We start from the raw sequence: 16,642 nt of genomic DNA on the forward strand, positions 1-16,642 counted from the left end.
TCCCTGTCGAGGGTGGTTCTACCGACGCTTCTTGTTCCGCTTACCGGTGGGGCGGTTGCCCGGCTGCGGAGCCGACGCCTTCGGGGCGGCCACGCCGACGGCCACCGGCTCCGGAGCGAGACCGGCTGCGCGAGCTGCTGCTTCGGCGCGCTTGGCGTGGACCTTGCGCGTGTGAGCTGCGACAGGGCCCCACTTCTCCTTGAGCGTCACCAGCAACGGAGTGGCGAAGAAGATCGACGAGTAGGCACCGACGATCATGCCCACGAGCTGCACCAGCGCCAGATCCTTCAGCGTGCCGACTCCCAGCAACCAGACCGCCACGACCATCAACGCAAGCACCGGCAGCACACCGATCACGGTCGTGTTGATCGAGCGCATCAGGGTCTGGTTGACGGCCAGGTTGGCCTGCTCCGCGAACGTCTTGCGATGCAGGTTGAGGATGCCGCGGGTGTTCTCCTCGACCTTGTCGAACACCACCACAGAGTCGTACAGGGAGAAACCGAGAATCGTCAGCAGACCGATCACCGTCGCCGGAGTCACCTCGAACCCGACGAGTGAGTACACGCCCGCGGTCACCAGGAGGTCGAAGGCCAGGGCGGCCAGGGATGCCAAGGCCATGTCCCGTTCGTATCGAACGGCGATGTAGATGCTGACGACGACCAGGAAGACCGCGAGCGCGATCAGCGCTTTCTGGGTGATCTGGCTTCCCCAGGTCTCACTGACGTCGGACACACTGATGGCGTTGGGTGTGGCGGTGCCCGAGTTGTTCTGCGGCTGGAATGCCTCGAACAGTGCCTGACGCAGGCTGTCCACTTCGGCGGGGTCGAGTGCCTCGGAGCGGATCTGCACCGTTGCCGCTGCCCCGGATCCGACGGTCTGCACCGACACCGGTGCCATCCCGAGCGAGTCGTTGTAGACGGTCTCGACCTGCTCGGTGGAGATGTTGTCGGCGGCGGGCAGCGCGATGCGAGTTCCACCCTCGAAATCGATACCGAGGGTGAAGCCACGCACCAGGAAGCTCAGCAGGCACACCAGAACGATGACGCCGGTGAGGATGTAGTAGAACCGGCGACGACCGATGATGTCGAAGGCACCGGTGCCGGTGTACAGCCGGGACAGCCAGCTGTGCTTGGGCTGGGTGGATTGATCGACTCCCGAATCGTCGAGGGGCGATGGGGTCGACGTGGTCGTGTCCGACATGTCATGCCTCCTTCGACGGCGCAGTGCCGGTCTTCACGGCGAGAGCCTTGTTGGCCGCGCGCTTGCGCTCCGCAGCGATCTGCTGGACGGCACCGAGCCCGTTGACGGACGGCTTGGACCAGAACTTGGATTTCGACGCGAGGTACACCAGCGGCCAGGTCACCAGCACCACGACGATGATGTCCAGGATCGTCGTCAGACCGAGGGTGAACGCGAAGCCGCGGACCTGACCGATGGCCAGCACGTAGAGCACCGCGGCCGCGATGAAGCTGACCGCGTTGCCCGACAGAATGGTCTTGCGTGCGCGTGCCCAACCGCGAGGAACCGCCGACCGGAAGCTGCGGCCTTCCCGGATCTCGTCCTTGATGCGCTCGAAGAACACGACGAACGAGTCCGCGGTCATACCGATACCGATGATCAGGCCGGCGATGCCGGCGAGGTCGAGCGTGAAGTTGATCCATCTACCCAGCAGAACGATGATCCCGTAGACGACCAGACCGGCCAGTACCAACGACAGCGCCGTGAGCAGGCCGAGGGCGCGGTAGTAGAGCAGGCAGTACACCAGCACGAGCGCCAGACCGATGGCACCGGCGATCAGGCCGGCGTCGAGCGAGGCCAATCCCAGCGTTGCCGAGACCGTTTCGGCCTCCGAGGAGACGAAGGACAGCGGCAGGGAGCCGTACTTGAGGGTGTTGGCGAGCTCGGACGCGGTCTGGTTGTTGAAGTTGCCGGTGATCGAGGTGGCGCTGCCCGCGGGCGTGGCCCCCTGGATGACCGGAGCGCTGATCACCTTCGAGTCCAGTACGAACGCAGCCTGCTTCTGCAGATTGGCCGCGGTGAACTGCGCCCAGGTGTTCGAGCCGTCCGTGTCGAAGGTCAGGCTCACCTGGAACTGGGCCTGCTGACTGTCGAATCCGGAGGTCGCGTCGGATATCTGCTGGCCGTCGATGATCGTGGGACCCAGCAGGTAGACGGCTGTTCCGTCGGTCGAGCACGCCACGAGGGGCAGCGCCGGATCGTCGTTGCCGGCGAGCGGGTCGGCGGCGTTGCAGTCGAGGGACTGCATGGCCAGCTGTTGGATCTGCGGATCCTCGCTCTGCCGGAGTGCTCTGGCGTCGGAGATCTCCTGGGCCGCACGTTCTGCGTCGGACAGCGACGCATCGGTGGCGGGGTCGTCGGCCGCCGGTGCGTCGGTAGCAGGCGCATCGGTGGCAGGTGCATCCGTGGCGGGAGCGGGACTCGGATCGACCGTCGTCGGATCCTGCGCCGGGAACACACGGTTCTGCGGGGTGGCCGGGTCTGCGGGCGCAGCCGGGTCCGCAGAGGCGGCAGGGTCCGCCGGTGCCGCGGGGTCTGCCGGTGCCGCCGGATCGACCGGCGCGGCCGGGTCGACCGGGGTCTGCTGCGTACCTGCACCCTCGCCCGCGGACGGAGCAACCGATCCCACCACGGGCCGGATGAACAGTCGCGCGGTCTGCCCGAGGGTGCGCGCCTGGGAGCTGTCGTCACCGGGCACCGTGATGACCAGGTTGTCGCCGTCGACGACCACCTCGGACCCGGTGACACCGAGACCGTTCACCCGAGTCTCGATGATCTGCTGCGCCTGCTGCAGGCTGTCCTGCGTCGGCGCATTGCCGTCGGGGGTCCGCGCGGTGAGTGTCACGCGCGTGCCGCCCTGCAGGTCGATACCCAACTTCGGCGAGGGATCTTTGTCTCCGGTGAAGAAGACCATGGCGTACACCGCTGCCATCAGCACCGCGAAAACGGCGAGATAGCGGGCGGGCTGCACCGGTCCGCTGGAAGGTGCCACGGTGTGTGTTTCTCCTCTGGGCGATGGAAAGTATCGGTTCCTGCGGGGCCTGACGGCCCGATGTGTCAACGATGAGCGTGTCAGCGGTGAGCGGTGCGATTGTGCACCACATCGGTCACCGCAGAGAAAACCGCTGCCGGATACTGTCTCCGACAGCGGTTTCGATCACATCGAGCTCACTCTTTTTCGAGCCTCTTGGCCGTCTGCTCGACGGTCTCGTCCGGTCGACTCGCGTTGGCCTTGTTCAGGGACGGTCCCGCGGTGTCGTTCGAGCCGAGGGCCGCGATGTCCGCCTCGGTGGTGGCGTCGAGGTCGGTGTCGTCGAACTCGGAGTCGTCGGGCAGCACCTCACGTACCACTGCACGCGACCAGGTGGTGATCACGCCGTCGGCGATCTCCAGGTCGATCGTGTCGTCCTCGACCAGGACGACACGGGCGTACAGGCCGGCGGTCGTGACGACCTCGTCGCCGATCTTCAGCGAGTCCTGCATTTCCGTGGTCTTGGCCAACACCTTCTTCTGTCGACGCGCATTGAGAAACAGCGGTACCAGAAGGGCCACGATCAGCAGCGGGAACAGCAAATCCATCGGAAGGTCAGTCCTCGAAGTCGGGTTCGAAATACGTCATTGTCTCGTGCGAGAACGTCGCCGGTGCGGGCCTCGCAGCTACCCAGTGTGCCATTACCTGGAACCGGTCCGGTCCGTTCGTGTCCTGTTGTGCCCGATTCATTCGAATAATCCCTGCTGGACCTCCGAGGATCGGACCGAAATTCCACCCACTGCAAGGTCCGGCGGCGGCGTCAGACCGAGGTGTTGCCACGCAGCAGCGGTCGCGACACGCCCCCGGGGGGTGCGGGCGATCATTCCGGCACGCACGAGGAACGGCTCGCACACTTCCTCGACCGTCGACGGTTCCTCGCCGACGGCCACGGCCAGTGTCGACACACCGACCGGCCCGCCGCCGAAGCTCCGGACGAGCGCGCTCAGTACTGCGCGGTCGAGTCGGTCGAGCCCGAGTTTGTCGACGTCGTAGACCACCAGGGCGGCCTTCGCGGTGTCCTGGGTGACGGTGCCGTCGCCGCGCACGTCCGCGTAGTCGCGGACTCGCCGGAGCAGTCGGTTCGCGATTCGGGGGGTGCCGCGCGAGCGCCCGGCGATCTCCGCGCAGCCGTCCCGGTCGATCGGCACGCCCAGAATTCCCGCCGACCGCATGAGGATGCGCTCGAGTTCGCTCGGCTCGTAGAAATCCATGTGCGCCACGAATCCGAACCGATCTCGCAGTGGGCCGGTGAGCGCACCCGACCTGGTGGTGGCACCGACGAGGGTGAACGGCGCAACCTCGAGGGGAATCGACGTCGCGCCCGGCCCCTTGCCGACGATGACGTCGACGCGGAAGTCCTCCATCGCCAGGTACAGCATTTCCTCGGCCGGACGGGCGATGCGATGGATCTCGTCGATGAACAGCACGTCGCCTTCGACCAGGTTGCTGAGCATCGCCGCGAGATCTCCTGCGCGCTCGAGCGCCGGACCCGACGTGAGTCGAAGCGAGGTTCCCAGCTCGGCGGCGATGATCATCGCCATACTGGTCTTGCCGAGGCCCGGCGGCCCGGACATGAGGATGTGATCGGGGGTGCCGCCGCGCATCTTGGCCCCCGACAACACGAGCTGGAGCTGCTCCCGTACGCGAGGTTGACCGATGAAATCGGTGAGGTTCTTCGGACGCAGACTCGTCTCGACATCCAGATCGTCGGACATCGCGTCCGCACCGACCTGGGATTCGGCGAACTGGTCTTCCTCGGACACCCGCGCCTACCTGGACTTCCCGAGGTACGCCAGCGCCGACCTCAGCGCGGTCGACGTGGTGGCCTCGGGCTGCTGAGCGAGGACCGCGTCGGTGGCTTCCTCGGCCTGCTTGGTGGGGAATCCGAGACCGATCAGCGCTTCGACGATCTGGTCTCGCATCGAATTGCCCGCACCGGATCCCGGCACGGCCGAGCTCCCGGCGCGTCCGACGACCGCGTCGACCTTGTCGCGCAACTCGACGACCATTCTCTCCGCGCCGCGCTTGCCGATACCGGGAACTCTGGTGAGGGCTCCGATATCACTGTCCGCCAAGGCCGTTCGCAGCGCGTCGGGCTCGTGCACGGCAAGAGTCGCCATGGCGATTCGCGGGCCGACGCCGGTCACGGTGAGGAGCAACTCGAACAGCTCACGCGACTCCTTGTCGGGGAATCCGTACAGCGTCTGCGAATCCTCGCGCACGATCATGGTCGTCAGGAGGGTTGCTTCGCTCCCCCGATGCAGCGTGGCCAACGTCGCCGGAGTGGCGTTGACTCGGTACCCGACGCCCGCGGCCTCGAGGACGGTGTGATCGAGCGCGATGTCGACCACCGAACCCCTGATCGACGCGATCATCGTGCGCCCGCCTCCTTCTTCGCCATTTTCTCGATCCTGCGCGCCACGACGGCGCGAGCCTTGCGCTCCTCGGCCAGACGCGCGTCGTACTTGCGTTTCTGTTCGGCGGCCATGGCTTCGGCCTTCGCCATCCGGGCGATCATGGGCGCTCGCCAGCAATGACAGATGCCGAGGGCCAGGGCGTCGGCCGCGTCGGCGGGAGTCGGCGCAGTCTGCAGACCGAGAATGCGCATGACCATCGCGGTCACCTGAGCCTTGTCGGCCGAGCCGTTGCCCGTGACGGCTGCCTTGACCTCACTGGGAGTGTGAAAGCAGACGTCGACGCCCCGCCTGGCCGCCGCGAGGGCGATGACACCGCCGGCCTGGGCCGTGCCCATGGCCGTACGCACGTTGTGTTGGGCGAAGACTCGCTCGATCGCCACCACCGAGGGCTTGTGGGTATCGAGCCAGTACTCCGCGGCCTCGGAGATCCGCAGCAAACGCTGCGCGAGATCCATGTCCGCGGGCGTTCGCACCACATCGACATCGAGCGCGACCACCGTTCGGCCCACGCCCCCCTCGATCAGACTGAGCCCACACCTGGTGAGACCGGGGTCGACACCCATAACCCGCACGCCACCACACCTTCCGCTTACGAACTGTTGTTCGATAGCGTAGCGGAGCCCACCGTCGGATCAGGGATACGACACCCGGTCGATCACGTCGTCGGACGCGAGGGGCGTCAGTCCTCCTGGTCGAGCTCCGCCATGACCTCGTCGGAGAGGTCGACGTTGGACCACACGTTCTGGACGTCGTCACTGTCCTCGAGTGCATCGATGAGCTTGAACACTTTGCGTGCACCGTCCGCGTCGACCGGGACGTTGACCGACGCCTGGAAGCTCGCCTCGGCGGAGTCGTAGTCGATCCCGGCCTCCTGCAAGGCGGTGCGCACGGCGACCAGGTCGGTCGGCTCGCTGACGACCTCGAACGTGTCGCCGTTGTCGTTGACTTCCTCGGCACCGGCTTCGAGGACGGCCATCAGAACGTCGTCCTCGCTCTGACCGTTCTTCTCGAGGGTCACCACACCCTTGCGCGAGAACAGGTACGACACCGAACCCGGATCGGCCATGTTTCCGCCGTTGCGCGTCATCGCGACACGAACCTCGCCTGCGGCGCGGTTGCGGTTGTCGGTGAGGCACTCGATGAGAATCGCGACACCGTTGGGTCCGTAGCCCTCGTACATGATGGTCTGCCAATCGGCACCACCGGTCTCTTCGCCTGCACCTCGCTTGCGCGCCCGCTCGATGTTGTCGATGGGCACCGAGGTCTTCTTCGCCTTCTGAATGGCGTCGAAGAGCGTCGGGTTGCCGGTGGGGTCACCGCCACCCGTGCGGGCCGCCACCTCGATGTTCTTGATGAGCTTGGCGAAAGACTTGCCGCGTCGGGCGTCGATCACCGCCTTCTTGTGCTTGGTGGTGGCCCATTTTGAGTGGCCGCTCATGCGATAGGGCCCCTTCCTGCTCGAAATCAGTGTTGTCGACTTTACTCGCCCGCTACCGCGCTCGGCACCGACCGACCATCGAAGGTTCTAGCGGCCTCGCACCATGTCGACGAAGAGGGCGTGCACTCGATCGTCGCCGGTGACCTCGGGATGAAAGCTCGTCGCGAGAACGGAGTTCTGGCGAACGGCCACCACGCGTCCGGCGGCCGGTCCGTGCGGCACGGTGGCGAGCACTTCGACGTGTTCGCCCACCCGCTCGACCCACGGCGCGCGGATGAACACCGCGCGCACCGGTCCACCGTCGATGCCGGTGACGTCGAGATCGGTCTCGAAGGAATCGACCTGACGACCGAAAGCGTTGCGCCGCACGGTGATGTCGAGAGAATCGAGATGCCGGGCGTCGGGTCGGGTATCGAGGATCTCGGATGCCAGCAGAATCATGCCCGCGCACGAACCGTAGGCGGGCAACCCCTCGGCCAGCCGAGCGCGCAGTGGATCGAGAAGGTCGAACACGCCGAGCAGAGTGCTCATGGTCGTCGATTCCCCGCCGGGGATGATCAGTCCGTCGATCTGCGCGAGCTCGGCCGGCCGACGCACCGTGACACCGCGCGCACCGCTCGAGTCGAGCGCAGCCAGGTGTTCGCGAACGTCGCCCTGCAGTGCGAGAACTCCGATGGTCGGAGCGTTCACTTGCGCCCGAAGGGATCGACATGGGGCGCGTCGGGATCCCGCTCGTAACGCATGAGCCCTTCCTGCACCACCGCGGCGACCAGCCGGCCGGACGTGTCGAAGATTCGTCCCTGCGTCAGTGCCCGCCCGAAATCCGCGGAAGGGGACGTCTGGTCGTAGAGCAACCATTCGTCTGCCCGGAAGGGCCGCAGGAACCACAGCGCGTGATCGAGCGAAGCCGTCTGCGTGACGGCGTCCGGGTGTGGCACCTTGGCCGATCCGAGCAGCGTCATGTCGCTCATGTAGGCGAGTGCGCAGACGTGGAACACCTGATCGTCGGGCAACGTGTCCCGGTAGCGGAACCACACCCGTTGCTGCGCAGCGAAACTGGGATGTTTGACGGTCTGGTCATCGGGAATGAGACGGATGTCCCATTCCGACCATTCCTTGTAGTACGAGTGGTCGTACTCGGCGAGGGTGGTGGGATCGGGCAGGCTGTCCGGCCCCACGACCTCGGGCATGACGTCCTGATGCGAAATGCCGTCGTCGTCGCCGTGGAACGAGGCAGACATCGTGAAAATCGCCTTGCCGTGCTGAATTCCGGTGACGCGACGCGTGCAGAAAGACCGTCCGTCGCGAATCCGGTCGACCATGAACACGGCCGGTTCGTTCGGATTGCCTGGACGCAGGAAGTAGCCGTGCAGCGAGTGCACACGAAACTCGGGTGCCACTGTGCGCACCGCCGCGACGAGCGCCTGACCCGCCACCTGACCGCCGAACGTACGGGGCAGCCGAGAAGGGAAAGTCCGTCCCCGATAGATGTCGTTCTCGATCCGTTCCAATTCGAGAATGTCCTCGATGCTGGCCATGGCTGGTGTCCACCTTTCTGTGACAACGGCTCAGGCTAACAATGGACGGACCAGGCAAGATGGTCGGTGTGGGTCAACCGGTGCCGATATTTCCCGATCTTCTCGTGGAGTCGATCGTCGATTCGTGCCCGGACGGGACCCGATCGATCGTCGTCATCGACGGCGCGGATGCCGCGCGGCCGGTCGACTTCGCAACGCGCACAGCCGAACACGCCCGCTCTCGGGGCCGTCCGGCTGCCGTCGTCGACCTGCACGACTACGTCCGACCTGCGTCCATTCGATTCGAGTACTCGCGCACCGACGAATTGAGCTATCGCACACTGTGGTTCGACTACGACGCCCTCGTTCGAGAGGTCATCGCCCCGCTGCGACCCGGTGGCGGAGGTCACTTTCTACCGCGACTGTGGGATGAGGCGACCGACCGATCGGCTCGGGCCCGCAGCGCCTCGGCGGCAGCAAATCAGATCGTCCTGATCGCGGGACCCATGCTGCTCGGTCGGGGATTGAACGTCGATCTGTCGGTGCAGCTACGCCTGTCCGCGAGCGCATTACGCCGCAGAACCAGCGCCGACGATCAGTGGACCTGCGCCCCACTGCTCGAGTACTACGACGGCCTCGACCACTCGGCCGAGCGGCCGGATTTTCTGGTCCGCTGGGACCATCCGGACCGCCCGGCACTCGAACGCTACTGACGGACGTACGTCACCAGCCGCGCTCGGCGAGACGGTGTCCGACGGGGAGGTCGTCGACGTTGATTCCGACCATCGCCTCGCCGAGACCGCGCGAGACCTTGGCGAGCACATCGGGGTCGTCGAAGAACGTGGTGGCCTTGACGATCGCCTCGGCGCGCTCCTTGGGGTTGCCGGACTTGAAGATTCCCGATCCGACGAACACGCCCTCGGCACCGAGCTGCATCATCATCGCCGCGTCTGCGGGAGTGGCGATGCCGCCCGCGGTGAACAGTGTGACGGGCAGCTTGCCGGCCCGGGCGACCTCGACGACGAGGTCGTACGGGGCCTGCAGTTCTTTTGCCGCCACGTACAGCTCGTCCTCGGGGAGCGAGGTGAGGCGACGGATCTCGTCGCGGATCTTGCGCATGTGCGTCGTCGCGTTCGAGACGTCGCCGGTGCCGGCCTCGCCCTTGGAACGAATCATGGCCGCTCCCTCGGTGATTCGGCGCATTGCCTCACCCAGGTTGGTGGCACCACAGACGAAGGGAACGGTGAAGTTCCACTTGTCGATGTGGTTGGCGTAGTCGGCCGGGGTGAGCACCTCGGACTCGTCGATGTAATCGACGCCGAGGCTCTGCAGAATCTGCGCTTCGACGAAGTGGCCGATGCGGGCCTTCGCCATCACCGGGATGCTGACCGAGGAGATGATGCTGTCGATCATGTCGGGATCGCTCATGCGCGACACCCCGCCCTGGGCGCGGATGTCGGCGGGGACGCGCTCGAGTGCCATGACGGCCACTGCTCCGGCGTCCTCGGCGATCTTGGCCTGATCGGCGGTGACCACGTCCATGATGACGCCGCCCTTGAGCATCTCGGCCATGCCTCGCTTGACGCGCGCGGTGCCGATTCCGTTCTCGCTCGATCCGCCTTCGGCAGATCCAGCGGGTGTAGTGGATGCGTGTGGGGTACTCAAGCCGACTCCTGTGTTCTGGGCACCGTTCGTGGCGCTCCGGATTGATACGTGCGACCACGTCCGACCGCGCACGCGTGGACGATCGCGCGCGGCGCGAAGTCGCGCCCAGAACTGTAGGCCTCGACGCGACGGTTTCCCATAACCACTTGACGATTGCTGGACTGCACGAAAAGGGTCCAGATTGCTAGCGGATAGCGCGCACGTCCGGGTCGCCGCGTCGAGCGAGAGCCACATTGACCTCGTCGAGCAGTTCCGCCAGGTCCTGGGGATAGACGTTCTCGCCGACGGCGCTCAGCGCACGGATGTCGGCCTCGGTGCACCACTGGTGGCCGGTCACGGTGCGGCGCTCGAAGTCGGTGAAACCAGCGCTGTGCGGCTCGAACTCCTGCGTTCGGATCGCGAAGAACAGCTCTTCCGAGCGGATCAGGGTTCCGTTGAACGGGAATGTCGCAACCCGACGCCACAGTGGTCCGCGCAGATCGGCCGGAGCGATCGTCAGGCCGGTCTCCTCGTGTACCTCGCGCACCGCTGCCTCGCGGAGCGACTCGCCCTTCTCCACTGCTCCCCCGATGGTGAACCAGAAGAAGGTGTCGGGAACCGTCGGATCGTGTCCGCGCAGCAGCAGTACTCGGCCGCGCTCGTCGAGCAGCACCACCCGCGCGGACGTTCTCGGGGTAGCGCGGTTCTCGCTGCCGAACGTCGCGGCAGCAGACCGCTCGGCGATCTCGAAGTACGACGGCAGGGCCGCGGTTCCGCCGAGGTGCAACCAGCGGACCGGACGTCTGACGCGCAGGGCGAGGGTGTCGCGAACGGCATCGTTGTGGAACCGTCGTGCGATCAGCACGCGGGCCTCGGCATCGGCCAGTTCGGCGACCAGCTGCGGGGGCAACGCGTTCGGTTCGACGACCGCCAGCGCCATGGACACCGCGTTCTCGGCCTCTTCACGCTGAGAGCGGTCGACGCGTTCGGCCCGATCGGCCAGTGCGGCAAGTTCTCTGCTCGACGGGGCCGAGTCGCGGGTGGCAGCGGACACCGCGCGTGCGACGACGGCACGGCGGGCGAGGGCTGCGTCGAGTGCCTGCCAGGCGAGGTCGGTGCGCACGTGTAGGCGGTCGAGTCGGTTCGCCGTTCCGTAGGCCCACAGGCCGACCGCGAGGATCAGTACCGCGACCAGCCCGAGTACCAGGATCGTCAGTGCCGAGAGGGGCATCAGTTCGCCGCCCGCACCTTCTGGCCCCCGAGGGTGACGGTTTCGTAGACACGCAGGATCTGCTCGGCGACGACGGGCCAGTCGTAGGTGGCCACGGCCACCGAGGCGGCGTCGACCAGGCGCGCACGAACGGCGTCGTCGGAGAGGATCGAGGTCAGTGCGGCGGCGAGAGCATCGGAATCGTCGATCGGGACCAGCAGCCCGCAGGTGCCGTCCCGCAGCACTCGCCGGAAGGCGTCGAGTTCGCTTGCCACCACCGGCGTTCCGGCGGCCATGGCCTCGACGAGGACGATGCCGAAGCTCTCACCGCCGAGGTTGGGTGCGCAGTAGACGTCGGCGCTGCGCATCGCGGATGCCTTGGTCGCGTCGTCCACCTGCCCCAGGAACGTGAGGTGCGATGCGAGTGCGCCGGCATCCTTGCGGAGCTTGTCTTCGTCGCCCCGGCCGACGATGAGGATCTCGATGTCGGGATGGGATTCGACGAGGGTGGGAAGTGCGCCGAGCAGGACGGCCATTCCCTTGCGCGGTTCGTCGAACCGGCCGAGAAACAGCACTGTGCGACCGGTGCGTGGATAGCCTTCCAGCACAGGGGCATCGGCGAATGCGGGCACGTCGACTCCGTTGGGGATCTCGACGGCGTCGGATCCGAGGGCCTCGACCTGCCAGCGCCGGGCGAGTTCGGACACGGCGATACGGCCGCTGATCTTCTCGTGGTACGGACGCAGCACACCCTGAAAGGTGCTGAGCACCAAGGACTTCGTCGTCGAGGTGTGGAAGGTTGCCACGATCGGGCCGTCGGCGGCCTTGAGCGCCAACATGGACAGACTGGGCGCGTTCGGTTCGTGGATGTGCAGCACGTCGAAATCGTTGTCGGAGATCCACTTACGGATTCGAGAATAAGTGACCGGTCCGAATCGCAGCCGCGCCACGGATCCGTTGTAGGGAATGGCGAGTGCCTCGCCCGCCGACACCACGAAATCCGGTAACTCGACGTCGTCGGACGCCGGAGCCAGGACACTGACGCGATGTCCGCGTTCGATGAACACCTCGGCCAACTGCTGAACGTGTGCCTGCACTCCACCGGGAACGTCGAACGAGTACGGGCACACCATGCCGATCTTCACGCGCCCTCGATTCGGGCGCGTCGCTCGGCCGACCAGTCGCTCATCCACAGCGGCTGCAGCATGTGCCAGTCCGCCGGATGGGCTCGGATGCCGGCAGCGAAATGGTCGGCCAACGTCTGGGTGGCGGGCCCGACTCCTGCCGAGACATCCACTGCGGGCGAGATGTCGAATCCCCAGCCGTCGCCGTCGAAGTAGCCGTGGACCGGCAGCAGTGTCGCTCCGGTGTCGATCGCGAGTTTCGCCGCGCCCGCGGGCATCCGGGTCGGTTCACCGAAGAAGGTGACCGGCACGCCGTGCTTGGCGAGGTCGCGCTCGCCGAGCAGGCAGACGACCTTGTTCTGGCGCAGCCTCTCGGACAACGCGAGCAGGGGCGGTTGCTCACCGCCGCTGAGCGGGAAGATCTCGAAGCCCAGGCTCTCCCGATAGGCGACGAATCGCTGGTAGAGCGATTCCGGCTTCAGCCGTTCGGCAACGGTCGAGAGCCCACCGTGCGTGCGCACCAGCCACATTCCGGCCATGTCCCAATTGCCGCTGTGCGGCAGCGCCAGCACGACTCCCTTGCGGGCCCCGAGTGCACCTTCGAGGTGTTCCTTGCCGTTCACGCATCGATCGATGACGGCGGCCTGCGCAGCCAGATCCATCGACGGCAACCGAAACGCCTCGCGCCAGTAACGGGCATAGGAGCGGACGCTCTCGCGAATCAGCTCGTCGGGAACTTCGGCGGGAGTGGTCCCCAGAACGCGAGCGAGATTGCGACGCAACTGATCCGGACCACCGTTGCGCGTCGACGCGAAGTCGGCCCCGCGATCGAACAGGCGTCGTGCCACAGGCTCGGGCAGAGCCCGGACCAGTCGCCAGCCGGCCGCGTAGCCCGCGTCGCTCGCCCAGTCGGAGAGATTCACGACGCGGCCACGTCGCCGTCGTCGGCTGTCGGTGCCACCGGAGGCACGATGATGTCGCGAGCACCCTCGGATCCACGGACTGCGAGAACCCGCTGGAACACGGTGACGATGCTCAGCACTGCGAGAATCCACATCGCCGGGTAGATCAGGCTGTCCAGCCACGGAATGTCGAAATGCCGACCGACGCCGGTGAATCCGGCTCCGACGAGAACGATGACCAGGCGGTCGGGGCGTTCGATCCAACCACCGTCGGCCGAGAGTCCACTGGCCTCGGCCCGCGCCTTGGCGTAGGAAATCACCTGGGAGGTGACCAGGCAGATCAGGGTGGCCACCAGCAGCGGCTTGTCCTGCTCGGAATACACCGCCCACCAGGCCAATCCGCCGAAGATCGCACCGTCGGCCACTCGATCGCACGTCGCGTCGAGCACGGCACCGTACTTGGTGCCACCGCCCCGAGCCCGCGCCATGGCACCGTCGAGCATGTCGAACAACACGAACAGGGTGATGACGACCGAACCCCACCACAGGTATCCGGCGGGGTACATCGTCACCGCGGCAGTGACGGTGACGACGGTGCCGATGATCGTCACCGAGTTGGGGGTGAGTCCGGTGCTGTTGAGGGCGCGCCCGAGCGGGGCGGTCACCTTCGAGACCGGCGCACGGCCGAAAATGCTCAGCACGGCGCGTGCTCCTCTCGCCTGTGGTTCATTCGTTCCAGGCCGACGCGAGCAGGGCCCGTGTGTCGCGGAGCAACTGCGGCATGACTTTTGCGCCGCTGATCACGGTGATGAAGTTCGCGTCGCCGCCCCATCGGGGCACGATGTGCTGGTGCAGGTGCTCGGCCAGCGACCCGCCCGCGGCAGCGCCGAGGTTGAGTCCGACGTTGAACCCGTGCGGACGCGACACGCGCTTGATGACGCGGATCATCTGCTGCGTGAACGCCATCAACTCGGCGCTCTCCGCGGGCGTGAGGTCTTCCAGTGCCGCAACGCGGCGGTACGGCACGATCATCGCGTGACCGGGGTTGTAGGGATACAGGTTGAGTACCGCGTACACCGATTCGCCTCGTGCGACGACCAGACCGTCCTCGTCGCTCATCTTGGGAATGTCGGAGAAGGGCTCGTTCGACTTCGCCGAGCCCTGGGGAGCCTCGGCGATGTAGGACATCCGGTGCGGCGTCCACAGTCGCTGCAACCGATCGGGCTCACCGGCCCCGGTGGCGACGATCGACTCGTCCTGTTCCGACATGATCAGCTCACTCCTGCGGGTTCGGTCTGCACGAGCTCGGCGGTCGGTGATGCGTTGTTGCGCTGCGAGATCCAGTCGGTGACGACAGCGATGGCCTGAGCCACGGGGACGCCGTTGACCTGCGTGCCGTCCCGGAATCGGAAACTCACGGCACCGGCTTCGACGTCGCGTTCGCCGGCGAGAAGCATGAAGGGGATCTTCTGCGCCGTCTGGTTGAAGATCTTCTTCTGCATCCGGTCGTCACTGGCATCGACCTCGGCGCGCACACCACGCTTCTTCAGCTCGTTCACCACCGCGAACAGGTGGTCCTGGTACACCTCGGCAACCGGGATGCCGACGACCTGGACCGGTGCGAGCCACGCCGGGAACGCGCCCGCGTAATGCTCGGTGAGCACCCCGAAGAAGCGCTCGATGGAACCGAACAGCGCGCGGTGAATCATCACCGGTCGCTCCTTGGTTCCGCCCGAGCCGGTGTATTCGAGCTCGAAGCGTTCGGGCAGGTTGAAGTCGAGCTGAATGGTCGACATCTGCCAGGTACGCCCCAGCGCATCCTTGGCCTGCACCGAGATCTTCGGTCCGTAGAACGCAGCACCACCCGGATCGGGCACCAGGTTCAGTCCCGACGCCGCCGCCACCTCGGCGAGGGTGTTGGTCGCTTCTTCCCAGACCTCGTCGCTACCGACCGACTTCTCCGGGTTGCGAGTGGAGAGTTCGAGGTAGAAGTCGTCGAGGCCGTAGTCCTTGAGCAGCCCGAGAACGAATTCGAGGGTGCTGGTGAGCTCGCCGCGCATCTGTTCGCGGGTGCAGAAGATGTGCGCGTCGTCCTGGGTCATCCCGCGTACGCGGGTCAGACCGTGGATGACGCCGGACTTCTCGTAGCGGTAGACCGAACCGAACTCGAACAGACGCAACGGCAGTTCGCGGTACGAGCGGCCGCGGGAACGGAAGATCAGGTTGTGCATCGGGCAGTTCATCGGCTTGAGGTAGTAGTCCTGGCCGGGCTTGCGGACATCGCCGTTCTCGTCGAGTTCGGCGTCCAGGTGCATCGCCGGGAACATGCCGTCCCGATACCAATCGAGGTGACCCGAGACCTCGTACAGATGGCCCTTGGTGATGTGCGGGGTGTTGACGAACTCGTAGCCCTCTTCGATGTGCCGCTGGCGCGAGTAGTTCTCCAGCTCGTTCCGGATCACCCCACCCTTCGGATGGAACACCGGAAGACCGGAGCCCAGCTCGTCGGGGAAGCTGAACAGGTCCAGCTCGGACCCGAGCTTGCGGTGATCGCGGCGCTCCGCCTCGGCCAGCAGCTCGAGATGCGCATCGAGCGCTTCGGTGGACTCCCATGCCGTTCCGTAGATGCGCTGCAGGCCTGCGTTGTCCTGATTGCCGCGCCAGTACGCAGCCGAACTGCGGGTGAGCTTGAACGCGGGCACGTACTTGGTGGTGGGGATGTGCGGTCCGCGGCACAGATCGCCCCAGATGCGCTCGCCGGTCCGGGGATTGAGGTTGTCGTAGGCGGTGAGCTCTCCCCCACCGACCTCCATGACCTCGGGATCGTCGATGCCGGACTTGTCGTCGATCAGCTCGAGCTTGTACGGCTCGTTCGCCAACTCCTCGCGGGCCTGCTCCACCGACTCGTACACCCGACGAGAGAACCGCTGTCCGGCTTTGACGATCTGCTTCATCTTCTTCTCGAGTGCCGTCAGATCCTCGGGAGTGAACGGCTGCTGCACATCGAAGTCGTAGTAGAAGCCGTCCTTGATGAACGGTCCGATGCCCAGCTTGGCGTCGGGAAAGAGCTCCTGAACGGCCTGCGCCAACACGTGCGCAGCCGAGTGCCTGATGACGCTTCGTCCGTCCTCGGTGTTCGCCGGAACGGGCTCGACCTCGGTGTCGCCCTCCGGTGCCCACGAAAGGTCACGGAGCTTGCCGTCGGGATCGCGCACCACGACGACGGCGTCGGGTCCCTTGTTCGGCAGGCCGGTGTCGCGGAGCGCCGTACCTGCCGTCGTTCCTGCCGGCACCATGATGCGGGCGGGCGAAACGGCGGCGACAACGGGCATGCTCACAGC

At 66.0% G+C, this 16,642-nt stretch carries 17 protein-coding genes; 1 reads left to right on the plus strand and 16 read right to left on the minus strand.

Annotated features, from left to right (window positions below; genetic code table 11):
* Positions 1-18 precede the first annotated feature (18 nt).
* The 9 genes from secF to AB0366_RS11185 form a co-directional block, all read right to left on the minus strand.
* Positions 19-1,200: a protein translocase subunit SecF gene (gene secF / locus AB0366_RS11145; protein ID WP_121869977.1), complete on the minus strand. Its 1,182-nt coding sequence runs from the start codon at positions 1,198-1,200 to the stop codon at positions 19-21.
* 1 nt (position 1,201) lies between these two features.
* Positions 1,202-3,010: a protein translocase subunit SecD gene (gene secD / locus AB0366_RS11150; protein WP_366244004.1), complete on the minus strand. Its 1,809-nt coding sequence runs from the start codon at positions 3,008-3,010 to the stop codon at positions 1,202-1,204.
* Positions 3,011-3,186: 176 nt separating this feature from the next.
* Positions 3,187-3,597 carry a preprotein translocase subunit YajC gene (yajC, locus tag AB0366_RS11155; RefSeq protein WP_121869978.1) on the minus strand — a complete coding sequence of 137 codons (411 nt, stop codon included), beginning with the start codon at positions 3,595-3,597 and terminating at the stop codon, positions 3,187-3,189.
* 138 nt (positions 3,598-3,735) lie between these two features.
* The gene (ruvB, locus tag AB0366_RS11160) at positions 3,736-4,764 is read right to left on the minus strand and encodes a Holliday junction branch migration DNA helicase RuvB (protein WP_366244407.1); all 1,029 of its coding nucleotides are present in this window, start codon (positions 4,762-4,764) and stop codon (positions 3,736-3,738) included.
* 54 nt (positions 4,765-4,818) lie between these two features.
* Positions 4,819-5,424 carry a Holliday junction branch migration protein RuvA gene (gene ruvA / locus AB0366_RS11165; RefSeq protein WP_094615219.1) on the minus strand — a complete coding sequence of 202 codons (606 nt, stop codon included), beginning with the start codon at positions 5,422-5,424 and terminating at the stop codon, positions 4,819-4,821.
* Complete coding sequence (gene ruvC / locus AB0366_RS11170; RefSeq protein ID WP_037189428.1) at positions 5,421-6,038, minus strand: crossover junction endodeoxyribonuclease RuvC; 618 nt, start codon at positions 6,036-6,038, stop codon at positions 5,421-5,423. The genes ruvA and ruvC overlap by 4 nt, the downstream gene beginning before the upstream one ends.
* Positions 6,039-6,145: 107 nt before the next feature.
* Positions 6,146-6,904, minus strand: coding sequence for a YebC/PmpR family DNA-binding transcriptional regulator (locus tag AB0366_RS11175; protein WP_128646421.1), 759 nt, complete (start codon positions 6,902-6,904; stop codon positions 6,146-6,148).
* An 87-nt stretch (positions 6,905-6,991) separates the two neighbouring features.
* Positions 6,992-7,594, minus strand: a complete 603-nt coding sequence (gene pdxT, locus AB0366_RS11180) for a pyridoxal 5'-phosphate synthase glutaminase subunit PdxT (protein ID WP_366244005.1) — start codon at positions 7,592-7,594, stop codon at positions 6,992-6,994.
* On the minus strand, positions 7,591-8,442 hold the full coding sequence (locus tag AB0366_RS11185; protein WP_037189431.1) for an acyl-CoA thioesterase II: 852 nt from the start codon (positions 8,440-8,442) through the stop codon (positions 7,591-7,593). The genes pdxT and AB0366_RS11185 overlap by 4 nt, the downstream gene beginning before the upstream one ends.
* Positions 8,443-8,483: 41 nt before the next feature.
* Between AB0366_RS11185 and AB0366_RS11190 the strand changes: the two genes are divergently transcribed.
* Positions 8,484-9,134: a hypothetical protein gene (locus tag AB0366_RS11190; RefSeq protein ID WP_366244006.1), complete on the plus strand. Its 651-nt coding sequence runs from the start codon at positions 8,484-8,486 to the stop codon at positions 9,132-9,134.
* Between the two features lie 10 nt (positions 9,135-9,144).
* Here the strand turns inward: AB0366_RS11190 and pdxS are convergent, their stop codons facing one another.
* From pdxS to thrS, 7 genes are all read right to left on the minus strand, one after another.
* Complete coding sequence (pdxS, locus tag AB0366_RS11195; protein ID WP_032398431.1) at positions 9,145-10,020, minus strand: pyridoxal 5'-phosphate synthase lyase subunit PdxS; 876 nt, start codon at positions 10,018-10,020, stop codon at positions 9,145-9,147.
* Positions 10,021-10,270: 250 nt separating this feature from the next.
* Positions 10,271-11,296, minus strand: coding sequence for an NUDIX domain-containing protein (locus AB0366_RS11200; RefSeq protein WP_366244007.1), 1,026 nt, complete (start codon positions 11,294-11,296; stop codon positions 10,271-10,273).
* Entirely contained in the window at positions 11,296-12,420 is a 1,125-nt protein-coding gene (locus AB0366_RS11205; protein ID WP_366244008.1) for a glycosyltransferase family 4 protein, read from the minus strand. The genes AB0366_RS11200 and AB0366_RS11205 overlap by 1 nt, the downstream gene beginning before the upstream one ends.
* Positions 12,417-13,322 carry a phosphatidylinositol mannoside acyltransferase gene (locus AB0366_RS11210; protein ID WP_366244009.1) on the minus strand — a complete coding sequence of 302 codons (906 nt, stop codon included), beginning with the start codon at positions 13,320-13,322 and terminating at the stop codon, positions 12,417-12,419. Before AB0366_RS11210 ends, AB0366_RS11205 begins: the two co-directional genes overlap by 4 nt.
* Positions 13,319-14,002: a phosphatidylinositol phosphate synthase gene (gene pgsA / locus AB0366_RS11215; protein ID WP_366244010.1), complete on the minus strand. Its 684-nt coding sequence runs from the start codon at positions 14,000-14,002 to the stop codon at positions 13,319-13,321. Before pgsA ends, AB0366_RS11210 begins: the two co-directional genes overlap by 4 nt.
* A gap of 25 nt (positions 14,003-14,027) precedes the next feature.
* Positions 14,028-14,570, minus strand: coding sequence for an HIT domain-containing protein (locus AB0366_RS11220; protein ID WP_121869988.1), 543 nt, complete (start codon positions 14,568-14,570; stop codon positions 14,028-14,030).
* A 2-nt stretch (positions 14,571-14,572) separates the two neighbouring features.
* Entirely contained in the window at positions 14,573-16,633 is a 2,061-nt protein-coding gene (gene thrS / locus AB0366_RS11225) for a threonine--tRNA ligase (protein WP_366244408.1), read from the minus strand.
* Between the last annotated feature and the right edge of the window lie 9 nt (positions 16,634-16,642).

Origin of the sequence: Rhodococcus sp. NPDC076796, assembly GCF_040702765.1 — a bacterium.
GTDB lineage: Bacteria > Actinomycetota > Actinomycetes > Mycobacteriales > Mycobacteriaceae > Rhodococcoides.

Coding starts and splice junctions, on each gene's coding strand:
- secF (WP_121869977.1), bottom strand. CDS start 1,200: ATGTCGGACACGACCACGTCGACCCCATCGCCCCTCGACGATTCGGGA.
- yajC (WP_121869978.1), bottom strand. CDS start 3,597: ATGGATTTGCTGTTCCCGCTGCTGATCGTGGCCCTTCTGGTACCGCTG.
- ruvB (WP_366244407.1), bottom strand. CDS start 4,764: ATGTCCGACGATCTGGATGTCGAGACGAGTCTGCGTCCGAAGAACCTC.
- ruvA (WP_094615219.1), bottom strand. CDS start 5,424: ATGATCGCGTCGATCAGGGGTTCGGTGGTCGACATCGCGCTCGATCAC.
- AB0366_RS11175 (WP_128646421.1), bottom strand. CDS start 6,904: ATGAGCGGCCACTCAAAATGGGCCACCACCAAGCACAAGAAGGCGGTG.
- AB0366_RS11185 (WP_037189431.1), bottom strand. CDS start 8,442: ATGGCCAGCATCGAGGACATTCTCGAATTGGAACGGATCGAGAACGAC.
- AB0366_RS11190 (WP_366244006.1), top strand. CDS start 8,484: ATGGACGGACCAGGCAAGATGGTCGGTGTGGGTCAACCGGTGCCGATA.
- AB0366_RS11200 (WP_366244007.1), bottom strand. CDS start 11,296: ATGCCCCTCTCGGCACTGACGATCCTGGTACTCGGGCTGGTCGCGGTA.
- AB0366_RS11220 (WP_121869988.1), bottom strand. CDS start 14,570: ATGTCGGAACAGGACGAGTCGATCGTCGCCACCGGGGCCGGTGAGCCC.
- thrS (WP_366244408.1), bottom strand. CDS start 16,633: ATGCCCGTTGTCGCCGCCGTTTCGCCCGCCCGCATCATGGTGCCGGCA.